At 34.5% G+C, this 17,886-nt stretch carries 15 protein-coding genes; 6 read left to right on the forward strand and 9 right to left on the reverse strand.

Annotated elements, in window-relative coordinates; all coding sequences use genetic code 11:
* Positions 1-149 precede the first annotated feature (149 nt).
* Positions 150-737 carry a DUF4142 domain-containing protein gene (locus EV144_RS02925; RefSeq protein ID WP_134146016.1) on the forward strand — a complete coding sequence of 196 codons (588 nt, stop codon included), beginning with the start codon at positions 150-152 and terminating at the stop codon, positions 735-737.
* Between the two features lie 241 nt (positions 738-978).
* On the opposite strand, the gene EV144_RS02930 is transcribed toward EV144_RS02925, so the two are convergent.
* Together EV144_RS02930 and EV144_RS02935 are read right to left on the reverse strand one after the other, a co-directional pair.
* On the reverse strand, positions 979-1,377 hold the full coding sequence (locus tag EV144_RS02930) for a cupin domain-containing protein (RefSeq protein ID WP_134146018.1): 399 nt from the start codon (positions 1,375-1,377) through the stop codon (positions 979-981).
* A gap of 250 nt (positions 1,378-1,627) precedes the next feature.
* The gene (locus EV144_RS02935; RefSeq protein ID WP_134146020.1) at positions 1,628-2,500 is read right to left on the reverse strand and encodes a helix-turn-helix domain-containing protein; all 873 of its coding nucleotides are present in this window, start codon (positions 2,498-2,500) and stop codon (positions 1,628-1,630) included.
* Positions 2,501-2,688: 188 nt separating this feature from the next.
* Here EV144_RS02935 and EV144_RS02940 point away from each other — a divergent pair, with 188 nt between their 5' ends.
* Together EV144_RS02940 and EV144_RS02945 are read left to right on the forward strand one after the other, a co-directional pair.
* Complete coding sequence (locus tag EV144_RS02940; RefSeq protein WP_134146021.1) at positions 2,689-3,276, forward strand: Crp/Fnr family transcriptional regulator; 588 nt, start codon at positions 2,689-2,691, stop codon at positions 3,274-3,276.
* Positions 3,277-3,378: 102 nt separating this feature from the next.
* Complete coding sequence (locus EV144_RS02945) at positions 3,379-4,386, forward strand: MBL fold metallo-hydrolase (RefSeq protein ID WP_134146023.1); 1,008 nt, start codon at positions 3,379-3,381, stop codon at positions 4,384-4,386.
* Positions 4,387-4,583: 197 nt separating this feature from the next.
* Here the strand turns inward: EV144_RS02945 and galA are convergent, their stop codons facing one another.
* Positions 4,584-7,403, reverse strand: a complete 2,820-nt coding sequence (gene galA, locus EV144_RS02950; RefSeq protein ID WP_134146025.1) for a beta-galactosidase GalA — start codon at positions 7,401-7,403, stop codon at positions 4,584-4,586.
* A gap of 206 nt (positions 7,404-7,609) precedes the next feature.
* Here galA and EV144_RS02955 point away from each other — a divergent pair, with 206 nt between their 5' ends.
* Positions 7,610-7,990 (forward strand): hypothetical protein, encoded by a 381-nt coding sequence (locus EV144_RS02955; protein WP_134146027.1) that lies wholly within the window; start codon positions 7,610-7,612, stop codon positions 7,988-7,990.
* Between the two features lie 325 nt (positions 7,991-8,315).
* Here EV144_RS02955 and EV144_RS02960 read toward each other — a convergent pair whose 3' ends face one another.
* The gene (locus EV144_RS02960; protein WP_134146029.1) at positions 8,316-8,801 is read right to left on the reverse strand and encodes a TlpA family protein disulfide reductase; all 486 of its coding nucleotides are present in this window, start codon (positions 8,799-8,801) and stop codon (positions 8,316-8,318) included.
* Between the two features lie 276 nt (positions 8,802-9,077).
* On the opposite strand from EV144_RS02960, the gene EV144_RS02965 reads away from it, so the two are divergent.
* Entirely contained in the window at positions 9,078-9,380 is a 303-nt protein-coding gene (locus EV144_RS02965; protein ID WP_134146031.1) for an ArsR/SmtB family transcription factor, read from the forward strand.
* 7 nt (positions 9,381-9,387) lie between these two features.
* Positions 9,388-10,494 carry an NADH:flavin oxidoreductase gene (locus EV144_RS02970; RefSeq protein WP_134146033.1) on the forward strand — a complete coding sequence of 369 codons (1,107 nt, stop codon included), beginning with the start codon at positions 9,388-9,390 and terminating at the stop codon, positions 10,492-10,494.
* Positions 10,495-10,630: 136 nt separating this feature from the next.
* Here EV144_RS02970 and EV144_RS02975 read toward each other — a convergent pair whose 3' ends face one another.
* From EV144_RS02975 to EV144_RS02995, 5 genes are all read right to left on the reverse strand, one after another.
* A complete protein-coding gene (locus tag EV144_RS02975; RefSeq protein ID WP_134146035.1) occupies positions 10,631-11,140 on the reverse strand; it encodes a hypothetical protein in 510 nt (169 codons plus the stop codon).
* Between the two features lie 106 nt (positions 11,141-11,246).
* Positions 11,247-12,365, reverse strand: coding sequence for an acyltransferase family protein (locus EV144_RS02980; protein ID WP_134146037.1), 1,119 nt, complete (start codon positions 12,363-12,365; stop codon positions 11,247-11,249).
* 208 nt (positions 12,366-12,573) lie between these two features.
* Positions 12,574-13,221 carry a DUF1349 domain-containing protein gene (locus tag EV144_RS02985; protein WP_134146038.1) on the reverse strand — a complete coding sequence of 216 codons (648 nt, stop codon included), beginning with the start codon at positions 13,219-13,221 and terminating at the stop codon, positions 12,574-12,576.
* Positions 13,222-13,504: 283 nt separating this feature from the next.
* Positions 13,505-15,721 (reverse strand): glycoside hydrolase family 3 C-terminal domain-containing protein, encoded by a 2,217-nt coding sequence (locus EV144_RS02990; RefSeq protein WP_134146040.1) that lies wholly within the window; start codon positions 15,719-15,721, stop codon positions 13,505-13,507.
* Positions 15,722-15,925: 204 nt separating this feature from the next.
* Positions 15,926-17,569, reverse strand: a complete 1,644-nt coding sequence (locus tag EV144_RS02995; RefSeq protein WP_134146042.1) for a DUF6377 domain-containing protein — start codon at positions 17,567-17,569, stop codon at positions 15,926-15,928.
* Between the last annotated feature and the right edge of the window lie 317 nt (positions 17,570-17,886).

Raw genomic sequence — 17,886 nt, forward strand, 5'->3', positions numbered from 1 at the left:
ACTAGATCTTTCTTTTTGCTAAGATAGAATTTATTTCTACTTCAAAAAATCAACTGCATCCAAATCCTATAACATTATTCTAAAATGCTGTAAATTATTCTACTACATTCTAAATAATTTTACATTATAACATTAAAACCATACAAATCATGAAAAAATTACTATTAGCCAGCAAAGCCATTTTAGGAGCAGGACTTATTATTATATTCTTAAACTCGTGTAAAAACGAAACCAAACAAGAAGATCCAAAAGAAGTTGCAGAAGACAGTAATGAAGCAAAATTTGACTCTATTGACAGTAAAGAAGATGATGCTCAATATGTAGTAGATATTGCAGAAATTAATCTTGCTGAAATTGAACTTGGAAAATTAGCTCAGTCAAAAGGTACTGACGCAGAAGTGAAAAATTTTGGAAAAATGATGGTTGACGAACATACTAAATTAGCTTCTGAAGTAAGTGCTTTAGCGAAAACCAAAAACTTTACGCTTCCAACTTCTGTAACTGAAGAAGGAAAAGACGAATACAATAAACTAAACGAAAAATCAGGACTTGATTTTGACAAAAAATACGCTGACATGATGGTTCACGGACATGAAAAAGCGATTGATAAATTACAAAAAACAGCTGATAAAGCAACAGATCAAGATCTTAAGCTTTGGGCTTCAAATAATATTGCAGGTTTTACAGCACATTTAGAACATGCTAAAATGCTTAAAGAGAAATTAGACAAAAAATAAATTTAATTGGTTATTATTTATTTTAAAAACCCCTTAAGAGTTGAATTGCTTAAGGGGTTTTGACTTTTTAAGGAACTAAGGTGCTGAGTTGCTAAGGTTCTAAGGTTTTGAATAGAAAATTCCAATAAAAAAATTCCAAATTCCAAACTTGCGAGTGTGTAAATACCTCTCTGTTGGAATTTGGAATTTTTTTATTGGAATTTTTTCACTTAGAACCTTAGCAACTCAGCACCTTAGCCCCTTAAAAAGAAAAATATTCTTCGTCAGAGACAGTTTCAAGCCATTCTCCGTGGCCTTTGTCGATTTCTGTGTAAATGGCTATATGCGAATATCGGCTTTCTGGAGTTGCTCCATACCAATGATCAACTTCTGGTAAAACGGTAATAACCTGACCTTTTTTAATCAGTTTTATTTTCCCTCCTCTTTCTTGGTAGTAACCAACACCTTCAGTTGCAATTATAAGCTGTAAACTAACATTGCGGTGCCAGTTAGATCTTGCGCCCGGCTCAAAAGCAACGTCTTTGATTACTGTATTTTCTGGGTGAATATCACTGGTTTGTTTTTTATAAAAAACGTCTCCTGTCATATAAGTATTCGGAATTTTTCCTTCTTCGGTAACGGTAGAATATTGTGTTGGCATAAAAATTAGTTTTAATTGGGTTGGCTTTCTATTTTAAAATTATCGAATATTAATATCATTTGGCTTTAAATTGCTTAAAGCTAATAGCGTACTGAAACTAAACGAAGCAGAGAATATGCTTTTCGGAAGTTGTGTTTAGCCAGTAAAAGATCAGACAAATAATTTATTGAATTATTTACGGCAAATGTAGTCAGGTAAATTCAATTAGAAATAATGAAAATCAAACAAAAAATTATGATTTTGAAACAATTTAGGATCGAAGTGACTTTGGAGCACTTCCGGTAAGTCTTTTAAAATAATTATTAAAATAACTTGGATATTCAAATCCAAGCGAATAACCAATATCTGCAATACTCCAATCTGTGTGATGTAGTAATGCTTTGGCTTCGCTGATAATTCTTTCGGTAATGTGCGCTGTTGTTGGTTTTCCTGTAATTTCTTTTACAGAACGATTCAGATGATTGACGTGTACAGCAAGACTCTGCGCATAATCCTGAGGGTTTTTCAGTTTTAATGGCTGATCTTTTGTTTCAATAGGAAATTGCCTTTCTAAAAGCTCCAGAAATAAAGAAGTAATTCTTGAAGATGCATTTTTATGTTTGAAGAAATTCTCCGACGGCTGCATTTTCATCGATTCATGAATCACAACATTGATATAATTTCGAACCAAATCATCTTTAAAAACATAATCTGTTGCCTGTTCTTCAATCATTTTTTTGAACAAAGAAGTAATAAACACTTTCTGTTCCTCACACAAATAAAAGATCGGTGTACCGCCAATTTTAAACAACGGACATTCGTGAAGGCTTTCAGAACGGTCGTTCATCTTTAAAAATTCTTCGGTAAAAACACAGGCAAAACCATGAAAAGACGGCGAAAGTAATTCCCATGAATAAGGAATATAAGGATTTCCAAAAAACAAAGTAGTTCCGTCCGTTTCAATACCGCGGTCTGCATACTGAATAAGACTCTGCCCAGTACTAATGCTGATTTTATAAAAATCCCTGCGGTTATAACTTGGTATAACCGTACAATCAGTTCCAATCTGATATACTTTAAATCCTTTAAGTTTTAACTCGGAAGTATTAGAATCTACAATTTCGGAATGCAGCTGCTCTTTCATGAGGCAAAGTTATGAAATTCAAACAAAAATCAAATTACAAAATTCAATATCAATATCAAAAATCAATTTTATAGTTAATATCAAAATTTAAGCAACTGTCAAAATTGAAATTGAGCTCTTCAAATTGATATTGACATTAATATTGTTTTTTGATATTGATATTGATTTTGATTTTTATCTTTGTTAACATGAACGATCTACTGCCCGTAATAAATTATATTTCAAGATATGTTGACTTGACAGACGATGAAAAAAATCATCTCGCTTCTTTTTTGAAGATAACCAAAGTCAAAAAAAGACAATTTATTGTACAGCCCGGTTTTGTATGCAAACATAAAAGTTATGTTGTAAAAGGCGCATTTAGAGGCTATTTGGTCGATAATGAAGGAAAAGAACATACCTTATCTTTTGCCATAGAAGACTGGTGGATATCGGATTACAGCAGTTTGATTTATCAGGAACCGGCAACTTTGTTTGTAGAAGCGCTAGAAGACTCGGTTTTGATTCAGATTGAATATGAAGACGAGCAAAAATTCTTAGCAGAAATTCCGAAACTCGAAAAATTCGAACGCATTATTACCCAGCGTTCACTGGCGTTTCAGCAAAAAAGATTATTGTCAAATTTCACCAAAACCGCCGAAGAACGTTATGATGAATTTATGAGCAAATATGCCGCAATTGCAAAACGAGTTCCTCAATATGCGCTGGCTTCGTATTTAGGTTTCAGTACCGAATATTTAAGCAAGATCCGCAACGGCAAAACCTCAAAAAGTTAAACCAGTTCAATCAAATTTCCTAAACCAGTTCATTTTTATTTTTAGTATTCTGTCCCAGATTTGCAGTGTCAATACCGACAAAATAATTTAATAAAATACAAAATGAAAAAGACAATTTATTCCAGCAATACAGGACGCATTTCTTTATTGTTGTTGCTGCTTATTACGCTTGGTTTTACTGCCAAAGCGCAAAACAAAAATGACAATTCTAAAGTTCAGATTTTCCATATCCAGAATTATTTTACTGAGGCTTATCTTGTAAAAGGCAATTCTGAAAAATTACTTTTAATAGATACTGGAGTTCCAGTTGCTGGTTATCAGGACAGTTTGGTAAATTCGATTAAAAAATTGGGTTTTAAACCCGAAAACATTTCACTGGCAATTGTAACACACGGACACGGAGATCATGCCGGAAATGCACGATTTCTACAACAGACTTACCACACTAAAATTGCCGGAAGCAAAGCCGATTTAGGAAAATTTACTTCTGGAAAAACAGAACTAAATAAATCCGAAGATGTGAGTATTTGGGGCACACGCCTTCGACAGTATTCTGATTTGAGTTATTCGCCATTTACTCCCGATGTTATGGTAGAAAAAACGGTTGATCTTAGTAGATATGGTGTAAACGGGAAAATCATTCCCATAAAAGGCGGTCATACTCCAGGCGATTTATTGATTCTTATTGGCGATAATCTTTTTGTAGGCGATGCTTTCGTGGGAACTTTTAAAGCGCAAGGCGGCGGATTGGCTCCCGACGGTCATCATGTGCGTGAACATTTCTATCATGAAAACAGAAAACTTGCCGATTTGAATTTAAAATTGATTGAAAAAATTGCTTTAGAGAATAATGTAAAAACCATTTATCCTACGCACAATGGTCCGGTTGCTACTTCTGAATTAACAAAATACATTAAAGAAGAACCTTTGTTGAAGCTTTTATCTAAACAAGAAAATGCGGAGGATTTTAGAATTGTTTCTTCTAATGAAAATACTGCGGTTTTAACGTACATTAAACCAGAAGGAAAAGACGCTAAAAATGTTTTGGTTACTGAAACTTATGCTAAAGATAAAAACGAATGGAAATTGGTAAACAAAAAAGAAAATTAAGGTTTGTCATCCTGACCGAAGTCGAAGGACAGGTTTCGAGTTTCCTGAGATGAGAATTAACCGCAAGTTTTTTTGTAAAGGTTAGAGTATGAATCTCGCAAAGTCGCGAAGTCGCAAAGTTTATTATTTATTTTACTTTGCGACTTCGCGACTTTGCGAGATTTTTTTAATGAATTGCGAACTTTGCGGTTAAATCATTAATCTATCTTCAAGTTAAAAGTCTTTAATCCTTTCGCGGAAGCGGATAAAATAACCTCTTTTTCGTTTTCTTCTTTTTGAATAATAATTTGAGCAAAACCGTTGAACAATTTGCGTTTCCACGGTTCAGACGGTGTGATTACTTGAATAATTCCGGGATCTGTATTCATTACATCCCAATCTTTTATTTTTTGTAAAGGAGTCGCGATGATGTAAATTGAGTTTTTTCCTTGTTTTAAAATTGCGGTATTAAAAGTATATTTTTGAGCATCTTCTGTAGTTGCAGTTACTTTATTTCCATTCACAAAAACAACGGTTTCTATTCCTATTTTTTTATAAAAGAAATTCACAATAGTAGATTTTGTATTTTCTTTTAAATCAAATTCACCGCGGTAAACATACGCCGGAGCTTGATTTTTGTAATCTCTGTTTTTAAAAGCTTCATTCCAATTTTCATCAAAAGATGGTAATTGCTGTGGCAAACTTACAGTTGCTGCTTTTTGTTCCTGCAAATTCGTTATCGAAACTAGTTGAATATCATCTAGAAATTTATCTTTTTCTAAAGATGTTGGATCACCATTTCCTACACCAAGAATTTTTCCCCCTTTAATATCAAAACTTATTTCGTTATCTGCTGTCGGCATATGAAGTCCTTTTTTGTCTGTAACCTCAACCGTTATTACAGCAATATTAGCATTAGCTGCAATTTCTTTATCAACAGAAAGTTTAATATTTTCTGGATTTTCAGTCGTTTTCTGAATTTCAGAAAGTATCTTTTTACCATTTTTATAGCCAATCGCTTCCAGAGTTCCGGGCGTGTATTTTACCTTCCATTCCAGATGTCCTAACGGTTCCATTTTCTTTTTTCCTAAACTCTTTTTGTTTAGAAAAAGTTCGACCTCATCACAATTAGAATACACCCAAACGTCGATTTCTTTACCTTCCATCCCACTCCAGTTCCAGTGCGGTAAAAGATGCAAAACAGCTTCAGTTCCCCACCACGATTTTAGGTAAAAAACATTGTCTTTTGGGAAACCGCAAACATCCATCATTCCGAAATAAGACGTTACAGAAGGCCAGCCATACGGCGTAGGTTCACCGCGATAATCAAAACCCGTCCAGATAAACATTCCTGCCAAGTAAGGGCGTGACGCGTAAAATTTCCAGCCTTCTTCGATACTATAAAAAGACGGACGCGGTTTTTTGTCGTAAGCGCTTTGATAATGTTTGGCATCATCGGTAAAATAAATACCTCGCGTAGCAAACGTAGAACCTTCCTCCGTTCCCATTCCGGGCTGGTTTTTAAATTGATTTCTGTGCGCATCAATATCGCCGTTGCCCATATAATTATATCCCATAATTTCGACAACAGACGAAATACCACTTTTAAAACCGCTGCTAATTCCCACAGTTACAGGCCTTGTATCATCAATACTTTTGGCAAATCCCTGCATTATGTTTGTAATTCTTTCTCCAGTAATCCCGCCTTCAATATTCCATTCTTCGTTGCCAACAGACCAGCAGAAAATACTCGGATGATTGCGGTCGCGGTCGATCATTCGTTTTAAATCATTTAAATGATAATCGTTAATTCCCATCAAATGGGTTTCATCAATTACCAGCATTCCGAGTTTATCACAAGCATCTAACAATTCTGGCGTTGGTGGATTGTGCGAACATCTGTAGGCATTTGAGCCCATTTCTTTGAGTTTTTTAATTCTGTAATATTGCAATTCTTCAGGCAAAGCAGTTCCAATTCCCGCATGATCCTGATGATTGTTTGTTCCTTTAAGTTTTACTGGTTTTCCGTTTAAAATAATTCCTTTTTCAGCATCAAAAACAATGGTTCTTATTCCGAAAGAAGTTTCATAACGATCCAGAATTTTTCCTTCTTGCTTAACTTCTGTAATTAATCGATACAAATTGGGCGAATCAATATCCCATAATAATGGATTTTGAACTTGAAGTTTTGAAGTATATTTTGCTGTTTTATAAAATTCCGGCGCTGTTTCTTTCTCAGAAAAGTGAGCAATTTCTTTTCCCGAAGCATCAATAATTGTCTGGGAAATTTCAATTAAGCCTTTATAATTTCCTTTGTTTTCAATAGAAACTTCAGCCCTAACTTCAGCATTGTTATTTGTAATTTGAGAAGTTACGTAAGTTCCGTTTTCAACCACAAAAATTGGATTTGTTTTTTGTAAATATATATGTCTGTAAATTCCGGCGCCTTCGTAAAACCAACCTTCTTCCATCGAAGCATCGGCACGAACGACAATTGTATTTTCGCCGCCGTAATTTACATAAGCCGTAATATCGTACTCAAAACCATTGTAACCGCTTTCTTCAGTTCCAAGATAATGTCCGTTAAAAAACACTTTCGAATTTCTAAAAACACCATCAAATTTTAAAGAAATGATACGTCCCAAATCGCTTTCCGGAATTGTTATTTTCTTTCTGTACCAGCCAATGCTTTTTTCTGGAAAGTTTTTGCCAGCGGTTTTAAAGCCGTGGCTGAAACTTGCGCTTTCGCTAAAAGACTGCTCAACAGCCCAATCGTGCGGTAAATCTAGTTTTCGCCAGGCGCGGTCGTCAAATCCTGGTGCTGCGGGACCGTCTGCAAAACCTGTTTTGGCTAAATAAGAGAAATAGCCTTCGGCATGACCAAAGTCTTTTTGAGTATCGTACAAATGACCTAACGAAAAACGCCAGTCTTTGTCTATTACTATCTTTTCTCTTTCTGGTTTATTTTGAGCGAAAGAAAAACAAGACATTAAAAAAATACAATAAAGCAATATTCCTTTGGTACAAACAGTTTTCATAAGTATAGTGGTAGTTAGTCAGGCATAAAAGTATTGCTTTTTGCCAAGCGATATTAATAGTATTTTATCAATCTATGATGAAACACTTATACAACTGGCAGAAAACAGGGTCTAAAATTTAGAATGATTCTATTGGCTTTAAATTTTATAATTCAGTTGCTTTTGCTGTAACTTTATATAAAAATTAAACAAAAAACAACGCTATCATGAGTACTATTATAAACGAAAATAGGCTTCATAGTACATTCAAAAACATTGACAATAAGATACACAAGCTTAATGATCAAAAGATTACTGCTTTCTTTGAATCTCTTGGTTTATTAGAAAGAGAAGATGTCCCTAAGGACTTTCTTAATTGGGAGAACATTATAATTGTGGTTCCGGACCGTCATGTGTCTCAGGAACTAAAGTATTACAAATATACGATTTCGAGGATTTCATTTGTCACAAATCCGTATTCAACCGGAATACATATCTATGATCAAAAAGAATGGAAGAATGCCACACAGAACAAAACGCAATTCCAGATAAGAGAAATGCTTAAAACGCAATTTGGAGGTGTTAAGAAGACACCGAATGAGGAGTAAAATCTAAATTTCAATAAAGAAATTCCAAATTCCAAAGAAGCGGAAATTTTTAAAAATAAAATTCCAAATTCCAAACTGTACTTTTAGTATAATTGGGATTTGGAATTTTTTGTTTTTTACGTGATGTTGTCATGTATACGCAATTTATTCTGTATCGTCTACGCAACGTAACCACGATTTTGTCATCCTGAGCGGAGTCGAAGGCGCTCCAATTGGCACGGACTTCGACTCCGCTCAGCCTGACAATACACTAAAAGTATATTTATATTTTTTTTTAAAACCAAATTACTTGGAATTTGGAATTTTAAAAAATTGGAATTTCCTTTTAAAGTAAACTTTGAACTTTATCTTCCAACGCTTTTCCGTGAATGTTTTTTGCTACGATAATTCCGTTTTTATCGATTAAAAAATTAAGCGGAACAGACTGCAGCATATAATCGCCCACTACAGGAGATTTCCAGTATTTTAGATCGCTTACGTTTACCCACGGCAATTTACCTTTTGCAACTGCACCAAGCCAAAGCGGTTTTTTTGTATCCATCGAAATGGCATAAATCGAAAATTTATCTGGATTAGCGTTATATAGTTTTAATAATGTCGGCTGTTCTTTTATGCAGGGTGCACACCAAGATGCCCAAAAATCTACCAAAACCAATGAACCTCTTAGAGATGAAAGTACAACATTGTTTCCTTTTGTGTCCGGAAGTTCTATTTCTGGCGCAATGTCTCCGATTTCTGTTCCTATTGTTTGGGCTTTTGTATTGGTTATTATACCACACACGAATGCTAAAATGAGTAAAGTTTTTTTCATAATTGATTAAGTTTATTTATTTGGAGCTTTCAATCTCGCAAAGACCCTAAGAGAATTAAACCATATAAGTGATATAAGATAATTTAAGCTTTTCTAAAATGAACTTATATCACTTATATGGTTAAAAAACTTTGCAAGATTATTCTAAAAGCAAATATAAATTTTCTTTGATAAAATTCCTCGTCTTTACCTCTAACTCTTCTACTCCAGTCATAAATTTTTCACAAAAACATATCGGGAAATTGGCATATCGGGAAAAGTCGATATATTTGCACCATGGAACAAATAGAAATCTTTAAGGCACTGTCTAATAAAGCCAGGCTACAAATGCTGGAATGGCTCAAAGAACCCGAAATACATTTTCCTGATCAAGGCAAACATGCCGGATTTGAACACGGAGTTTGTGTTGGACAGATACAAGAAAAAGCAGGCCTGACGCAATCGACAGTTTCTGAATACTTGTCGATTTTACAGCGTGCTGGTTTTATAGAATCCAAACGCGTTGGACAATGGACATACTACAAACGCAACGAAGGTGCCTTTGAAGCACTCAGTAAATTAATTCAAACTAATTTGTAAATTACTTATGAGTACAAAAAACCTGTTTTCGACCTTTAACTTAAAAACGTTAAATCTAAAAAACCGAATCGTAATGGCGCCTATGACGCGCTCTTTTTCTCCAAACGGAGTTCCAACTGACACTGTTGCTGAATATTATCAAAAAAGAGCTGAAGGTGAAGTTGGTTTAATATTATCTGAAGGAACTGTTATCGACAGACGTTCTTCTTCAAACGATGCTAATGTGCCTCATTTTCATGGCGATGATGCCTTAAAAGGATGGCAGAAAGTAATAAATGAAGTTCATGCTGCAGGCGGACAAATGGGACCACAAATCTGGCACATGGGGATTATGGACAATCATCATTCTGGATGGGTGCCGCCAGTTCCTTTTGAAGGGCCGTCTGGATTAAACCGACCGGATTTTAGAAATGGTATTACAATGTCTGAGAAAGATATTGAAGAGACTATTCTTGCATTCGGAAAAGCTGCTGCTGATGCCAAAAGATTGGGTTTTGATACTGTAGAAATTCACGGTGCGCACGGTTATTTGATCGATCAGTTTTTTAGAGCTGAAACTAATCTTCGTGATGATGTATATGGCGGAAAAACTTTGCCGGAACGTAATCGTTTTGCTATTGAAGTAATTAAAGAAGTTAGAAGACAAGTTGGAAATGATTTTGCAGTTATCATGCGTTTTTCTCAATTTAAACCTTCTGATTATAATTATAAACTGGCTAAAAATCCGCAGGAATTAGAAGCGTGGCTTACGCCTCTTGTTGATGCTGGTGTAGATATTATTCACGCTTCTCAAAGACGTTTCTGGGAACCTGAATTTGAAGGTTCTGATTTGAATTTTGCCGGATGGGCTAAAAAAGTTACGGGAGCGCCAACTATTACCGTGGGTTCTGTTGGTCTTTCCAGCGATTTCTTTGGTGCTTTTTCAGGAGAAAGTTCAGAACCTGCATCGTTAGACGAATTGACCAGACGTTTCGACAGAGGTGATTTTGATTTAGTTGCTGTTGGAAGACCTCTTTTATCAGATCCAAATTGGACTGCTAAAATTAAAGCTGGAAAAATGGATGAATTAAAAGGTTTTTCTAAAGAAGCTTTGGCAGAATTGGTTGTGAAATAAATTATTTTTATATAAAATAGAAAGGGATGGAAAATTGTTTTTTCATCCCTTTTTTTTATTTTTTTTCTCGCAGATTTGGCAGATTTTGCGGGATTTTCTATATAAACAACAAACGATAAACTATAAATAAAAATGATTACAAATCGTCTTCATCTTCATCTCCATATTGAAGAAAATCATTTGGATCAAACGGAATATCTTCGTCTGGATCTTTGTCGTGAGCGTGTACTCCAGGCGGATTGAATAAGCCCCAATTGTCTTTTATATAGCTCCATTTATCAAATCCGGCAACCCAGTCTATAAATAAAAACCGAAATTCTTCGATTGTGTTTCGTAATAATTCGATATAATCTTTATCGCGGATTCCTTTTTCAAAACGAAGACTTCCCACCTGTACGTATAATTCTTTGGCTGCTTTTCTAATTAATGTTGCATTTTCCATTCGAAGATCGTATAAATCTACGCCTTCTGCCCCTGCTATTTTAGCTGGAATAATCATAGCGTTTTCCAACATAAACTTAACTACAGTTTCCTGCAAAAATTCATTTTCTAATGGAACAATCTGAACTAGACCTTGTGTAAGCTGAAATATTTGTTCTGCCTTCTGAAAAATAGGCATTTTATGGATTTCTTCTAATGGTGACATTCTTATATTTTTTAACGCCATAAATTTAAATTAAAAAAGAGATGAAAAAATAAATTTTCATCCCTTTTAACATTTGCAACTTATAAAATTACAAACTCTAAAAAAATCATGGCGCCGAAACGGGTTTCTGCTTTTGAAATTTTTTCTGAAGCCAATTACGAACTGGCTCATCGTATAATTTAAGACATAAAAATGCAAGTACAATACTAGCGACTAAGACTCCAATTCCGACTAAATAACCGTCTTGTAACGATACTTTATTATCGACAACCCAAGCGGTAAACCAATAAATAAGCGGATAATGCGTAATGTAAATTGGATACGAAATATCGCCTAACATTTTGCAAATTTTTAGCGATACGGGATTTTTAATTTCTCCTCCTGCTCCAATGGAAACAATTAACGGAAATAATAAAATAATACAAACAGATTCGTAAATACCATTCATCCATAAACTGTTTTCGTCGCCAATTCTTGGTACGCACAAAATGATAAAGATCAATAAACTGCAAACCCAAAAAGCGCCTTTTATGTGAATAAGTTTTCCTAAACGCGAAAGTAAAACTCCGGCAAAAAACGGATATAATAAACGTGTAAACCCGACATTAAGTTGTTCAAAGTTTAAAGACCAGCCGCCAATTACATCTCCTTTTGGGCCAAAAACGGTGTAATTGATAAGCAATCCTGCAAAAATCACAACGAATACCGCCATTACTTTATTTGAGAATTTGCGAAAGAATAAAGCGTATAAAATATTCGCAATATATTCGAAAAACAACGACCAGGCCGGACCGTTTAGCGGATGCATTTCGCCCCAACCTCTAATTTCTGCTGATGGTGTTAAGGGAATCAGCGTAAAGCCAACAAACATTACTAATATTAATTTCCAAACGGGCATCGTCGCAATCTGCGGAAATAAAATATCGGAAGCCTGAAAATAATACAACGCCGCGCCAATAATCATTCCCATGATTACCATCGGCTGCAAACGGATTAAACGTCTTTTGTAAAACTCCCATTGTGTCATTTTTCCCCAGCGGTCGTCGTAGGCATACGCCACAACAAAACCAGATAATATAAAAAAGAAATCTACAGCCAGATAACCGTGATTGATGATTTGTACAAAGCGGTTGCCGCCTGAAAAAGTTTCAAAGACGTGAAACGCAACAACCAAAATCGCTGCAACGCCGCGTAATCCGTCTAGAATTTCGTAATGTTTTTTCATAGGTTATAAGTTGTGAGTTTTTAGTTTTTAGTTTTTAGTTTTTAGTCCTAAGTACTTAGTCATTAGTTTTTTAGTCATAGTTGTGTAATATTAAGCAAATATATTTTTAGTCATTAAAAATATACTAAAGGTTTATTATTATGATTTACATCTAGTAAAATCTCATAACTAAGTACTTAGGACTAAAAAACTAAGAACTAAAAAAACTCTATTGATGATTCTTAAGCCACTCTGCTCTTCTTTGGTCTGGTAAATGTTTTACGGTGAAGTTTTCGAATTTAGCTTCAAAGCCTTTTCCGTCTGGTGATGCGGCCATTAAACCAACCATAACGGGCGTATTGTCTTGCAGCGGTGCATTTCTGGTCAGGATATAGTTTTTGTCATCATAAGAGAAAAACACTTCTAAGGCATCTAATCTTCTAACTACTTTTATCCATACAAAAGGCGGTGCTTTTTCTAATGTTGTTACACTCCAATCACTTTTGTCGTGCGTTACAACGGTACTGATATTAAATTTTCCGTCAACAAATTCAACACCAGTTTTGATGTAGTTTTTTTCATCAACGCGAATCATTAATCCCATTTGATCAAAACGAGCGATGTAATTTCCGGTCAGTTTTACTTTGGCTTCAAATTCACCGCCGTAATTGGCGTAATAAAACGGAGCATCGTCAACCGTAAATCCGTAATGTGAGATTCGCCAGTAATCGCTGTTTGCCGTAACATTCATAATCAAAGCATTGTTTTTAATTTCCCATTTTTCAGGTTCATTAAACCATTGCATTTTATCCAGGCTTTGCGCCGAAAGATTTTGAAACAAGAAAAGAGCAAAAGCGCTTATTACAATTTTTTTCATAGCTATATTTTTTTCTACCATTAAGATATTAAGTTAATTAAGTATTTAGCTTAAGCTTAACTATTTTAGAAAGTTAAGTTTCATTAAGCTTTACAGTATAATTGTTCTAATTTCTTTATGGCTTATTTTTGTTTAAACTCTAAACTTAATTCCCTTCAGCTTTAATCCAAACCCAAAGCTTAATTAACTTAATGCCTTAATGGTAAAAAAAAAACTAAAAATAAAGCTGCAACTTTTTATCATTGCAGCTCTACAAACCAACCAAGTTTAGAAATAATAAAAACTATTTTAGTGAAAAACTCACTTTAGATTTTATGTCTGTAGAAGACGCTCCAATAATGGCTTCAAAGTCTCCAGGTTCTGCAACCCATTCGTGTTTTTTATCATCAAAAAAGCTAAGAGCCGTTTTATCAACCGTAATGGTTACTGTTTTTTCTTCTCCCGCTTTTAGCGAAACTTTTTCAAATCCTTTTAATTCTTTTATCGGACGCGGCAATGATGATTTTAAATCGCTGATGTAAAGTTGTACAACTTCAGATCCGTCACGCGTTCCTGTATTTTTAACGGTTACAGAAAATGAAATCTGATCTGCAGCTGTAATTTGTTTTTTGTCTGCCGTTACTTTTCCGTATTGAAAAGTAGTGTAGCTTAATCCGTGACCAAAAGAAAATAATGGTTTGATTTTTTGTTTGTCTGCCCAACGGTATCCAACAAAAATTCCTTCTTTGTAAACTACTTCATCTCCACCAGGGAAATCTCCTAAAGCATGTGCTCCGTTATCATTTAATTTTACCGGGAAAGTAAAAGATAATTTTCCAGAAGGATTAACATCTCCAACCAAAACAGCTGCTAAAGCGTTTCCAGCTTCTGTACCTAAAAACCATCCTTGTACTACACCCGGAACTTCTTTTATCCAAGGCATTGAAACTGCATTTCCAGAAATATTTACAAAAACAATGTTTTTATTTACTTTAGCTAATTCAGAAATTAATTTATCCTGATTGTAAGGAAGTCCAAGTTCTGTACGATCATGCCCTTCATCATCCTGATTTGGACTTTTATTTAAACCTCCGATAAAAAGAACAATATCTGCATCTTTAGCCACTTTTAAAGCTTCTGCAGTTAATTCTGCCGGAGAACGTTTTTCTTCTAAACTTACTTTTGCAATAACTCCGTTATAGTTACTTGTTGGGTCTCCAACATAACCGCGAGCGTAAGTAATCTGCGCCTCATTTCCGATTCTTTTCTTTAAACCTTCAAGCGGTGTAATCTCGTATCTTGCTTTAAGAGAAGAACTTCCTCCTCCTACTGTCATCATTTTAATCGCATTTTCTCCAATTACTGCAATCTTTTTAGTTTTAGAAAGATTGATTGGCAGAATATTATTGTTGTTTTGAAGCAATACAATTCCTTCTTCAGCAATTTTTCTTCCAGCATCTGCATGTTCTTTTGTTCCAAAAGATCCAAAAGGTCTGTTTTTATCCATTGTAGTCAAAAAAGCCAAACGTAAAACACGACGCACTTTTTCGTCTAATTCTTTAGTTCCAACTTCACCTTTTTCGATCATGGTAGAATACGGTTTTGCTAAATAATAGTTATCATAAGCATTACTTGTTCCCCAAGAAAGACCGTTTGTCCAAGAACCAAATTCCATGTCTAAACCATTGTGAATCGCTTGTTTTGTATCGTGAACTCCACCCCAGTCTGAAACTACAACACCTTTGAAACCCCATTCTCCGCGAAGAATATCATTCAATAAAAATTCGTTGTGGCAGCATTGTTGTCCTTTGTATTTATTATAAGAACCCATAATTGCCCAAGCGTCTCCTTCTTGTACAGCAGCTTTAAATGCAGGCAGGTAAATCTCGTACAAAGCACGATCATCAACTACTACATTTACGGTATTACGATTAGTTTCCTGATTGTTTAATGCAAAGTGTTTTACACAGGCAGCTACGCCGTTAGACTGTACACCTTTTATGTAAGGAACTACCATTTTTGAAGTCAAAAACGGATCTTCTCCCATATATTCGAAGTTACGACCGTTTAATGGCGATCTGTAAATATTAACTCCAGGTCCTAATAATACGTTTTTGTTACGGTAACGTGCTTCTTCTCCGATAGATTTTCCATAAAGAGAAGCCAATTCTTTGTTCCAGGTTGCAGAAAGTGCCGTAAGTGCAGGAAATGCGATACAAGAATCGTTTGTCCATCCAGCCTGATCCCATTCGTCCCATTTTACTTCCGTACGAATTCCGTGTGGTCCGTCGGTCATCCAGTTTTCCGGAATTCCTAAACGCTTCACACCCGGTGAGCTAAATTTTGACTGCGCATGAATTATAGCAATTTTTTCTGCCGTAGTCATTTTAGAAAGTGCATCTTCTACACGTTCGTTAATAGGTTTTTTATCATCAAGATAAACTGGAACTTTATTTTGGGCGTTCATCCCAACAGCACCCAACAAAAGTAAAACAACAATTGTTTTAACGTTTTTAAACATAATACATATTATTAAACCATTCTATTTACAATAAAGATACTTTGGTCAGGAGTACCTTTTAATAATATTGTAAAACTAAAACGTTATAGTACACGTTAGATTTTTGAACGGAAAAAAGTAGTAGTTTAAAAAATTAAAATATTGATTATTAATTATTTAACAAAAAATATAGGCTGAAAAAAGTAGTGATTTTAAAATAAAAAACTATGATTTTAATGAAATTAAACCAATTTTAATTACCATTTCTTCAAAATCATTTCTAGAAACTGCAGCTTTATTTCTTGCCCGGGTTCTATAATTGTAAATTGTGCTCAAAGAGTATCTTAAAAATGCCGCAATTTTTACACTGTCTGTAATTCCGAGTCGGATTAAAGCAAAAATTCGAAGTTCAGTATTTAACAATTCACCTTGTTTCAGCACAATTTGTTCTTCCTTAATTAAGAGTGCATTGAAATCTTTCACGAAAGTGGGATATAAATTCAAAAAGATAATATCGAAGTTTTTATACAATTCTTCCAATTCATTATCAACCAAAGTAGTCGATTTGAGCATTTTGTAAATCTCGTCGAATTGTTTTGCCGTTGCTTTTTTGTTTAAGATAATACGATAGTTTTCTAATTTATTGATGTAAGTCGAGCAAAGGCTGAAAAAATGCGCAATATATTCTTCTTTTACGTGATTAGATTCTGATAATTGCGAGTTTCTTTCCTGCAATTGCAGATTGGTTTCGGTAATATCTTTGTTTAATTCGGCTAATTTCTGGCTGGTTTCATACAATTCTGTTCTTATTCTCGAAACTCTTTTCATTTGTTTGTAAACGTAAACAATCGCCACAATCAAGAATAAAGAAAGCAGACTGATACACAACAGATAAAGCTGTAATTCGGTTTTTCTTTGGGCTTCGCGCTCTAAATAAACGGTATTGATTATCGAATAGACTTCTGACATTAAAAGCGTACGGAACTGGACATTGCAATAAAGCGCGTCTTCGATTGCCGATTGCGTGAGTTTATACGCCATATCGACATCACCGATTTCATAATAAACAGAAGCTAATTCCTGTAATGATGCATTGTCTTTGTTGGCGTTTTTTAAATCGGAAGTTGCCGAAAGTGCATAGTATTTCTTTTTTAATTCTAATTGATTTGTCGCTTCGTAAATTTTCCCTAAAAGATAGGTAATCATCGCATATTGCGGATTATCGTCTTTGGTAACTTTCAATAAACCGATTAATTCTTTTTGGGTATTTTCGTATTTTCTATGATAAATATCCTGCTGAATTCTATTGATTTTATAATCTAATGTTTTGGGATTTAATATCGTAAGAAGCGAATCTCTATACTTTCCAATTTGATTTCTGTCTTCTTTATTATCACTGTTGGCCGCATAATGTTCGAAAAACTCTCTGTAGGAAACATAATAATTGGCAAGTAGTGTTGGGTTTAATTTCTTTTTGTTGATGCTTTTTAGAATGGCTTCAGATTCCCGGTATTTTCCCGATGTCGAATAAAGCGTAACCAACTGTAATTGTGCCAAATTAAATAAATCGCTGTTTTGAAGTTCGTCGGCGATTTTGATGTTCTTTTTTACATATCGAATGGCAGAATCTGAATTGAATTTTTGGTATTCAAAATACAGGGTTTTGTTGTAATTGTATTCTTGTTCTTTGGTAAGATTTTCGGATTTTATTTTCTTGAAATTTAAAATACGTTCTTCTTTAAGCCTTACATAATGTGGCTTATTTTTCAATGCATCGTTTAATTTTGATATAATAGTATCTGGACTGTCCGATGCGAAAATTGGAAAGTTGATTAGAGTAAGAAAGCAAAAGAGTAATATTCTTTTCAAGTTAAAATAAATTTGAGAACAACAAATATAAAAAAGGTTCTGAGTTTTTGAGTTGCTAAGGTTCTGAGTTTTTTGTCGCGAATTAATTATCTCCAATCTTGTCATTTCGACGAAGGAGAAATCTCCGCGAGAAACTCTACAAAGATTGACGATTTGCTTGTCGAGCTGCTTACGGAGATTTCTCCTTCGTCGAAATGACAAACTGCATTTAAAAACTTTGCGCCTTTGCGTCTTTGCGAGATTCTTTAACCGCAAAGTTCGCAAAGAAATATTGCCACAGATTAAAGGATTTTCACGGATTTTTTTAATCCTTTTAA

The organism is Flavobacterium sp. 270, assembly GCF_004368785.1.
Taxonomy (GTDB): Bacteria; Bacteroidota; Bacteroidia; order Flavobacteriales; family Flavobacteriaceae; genus Flavobacterium.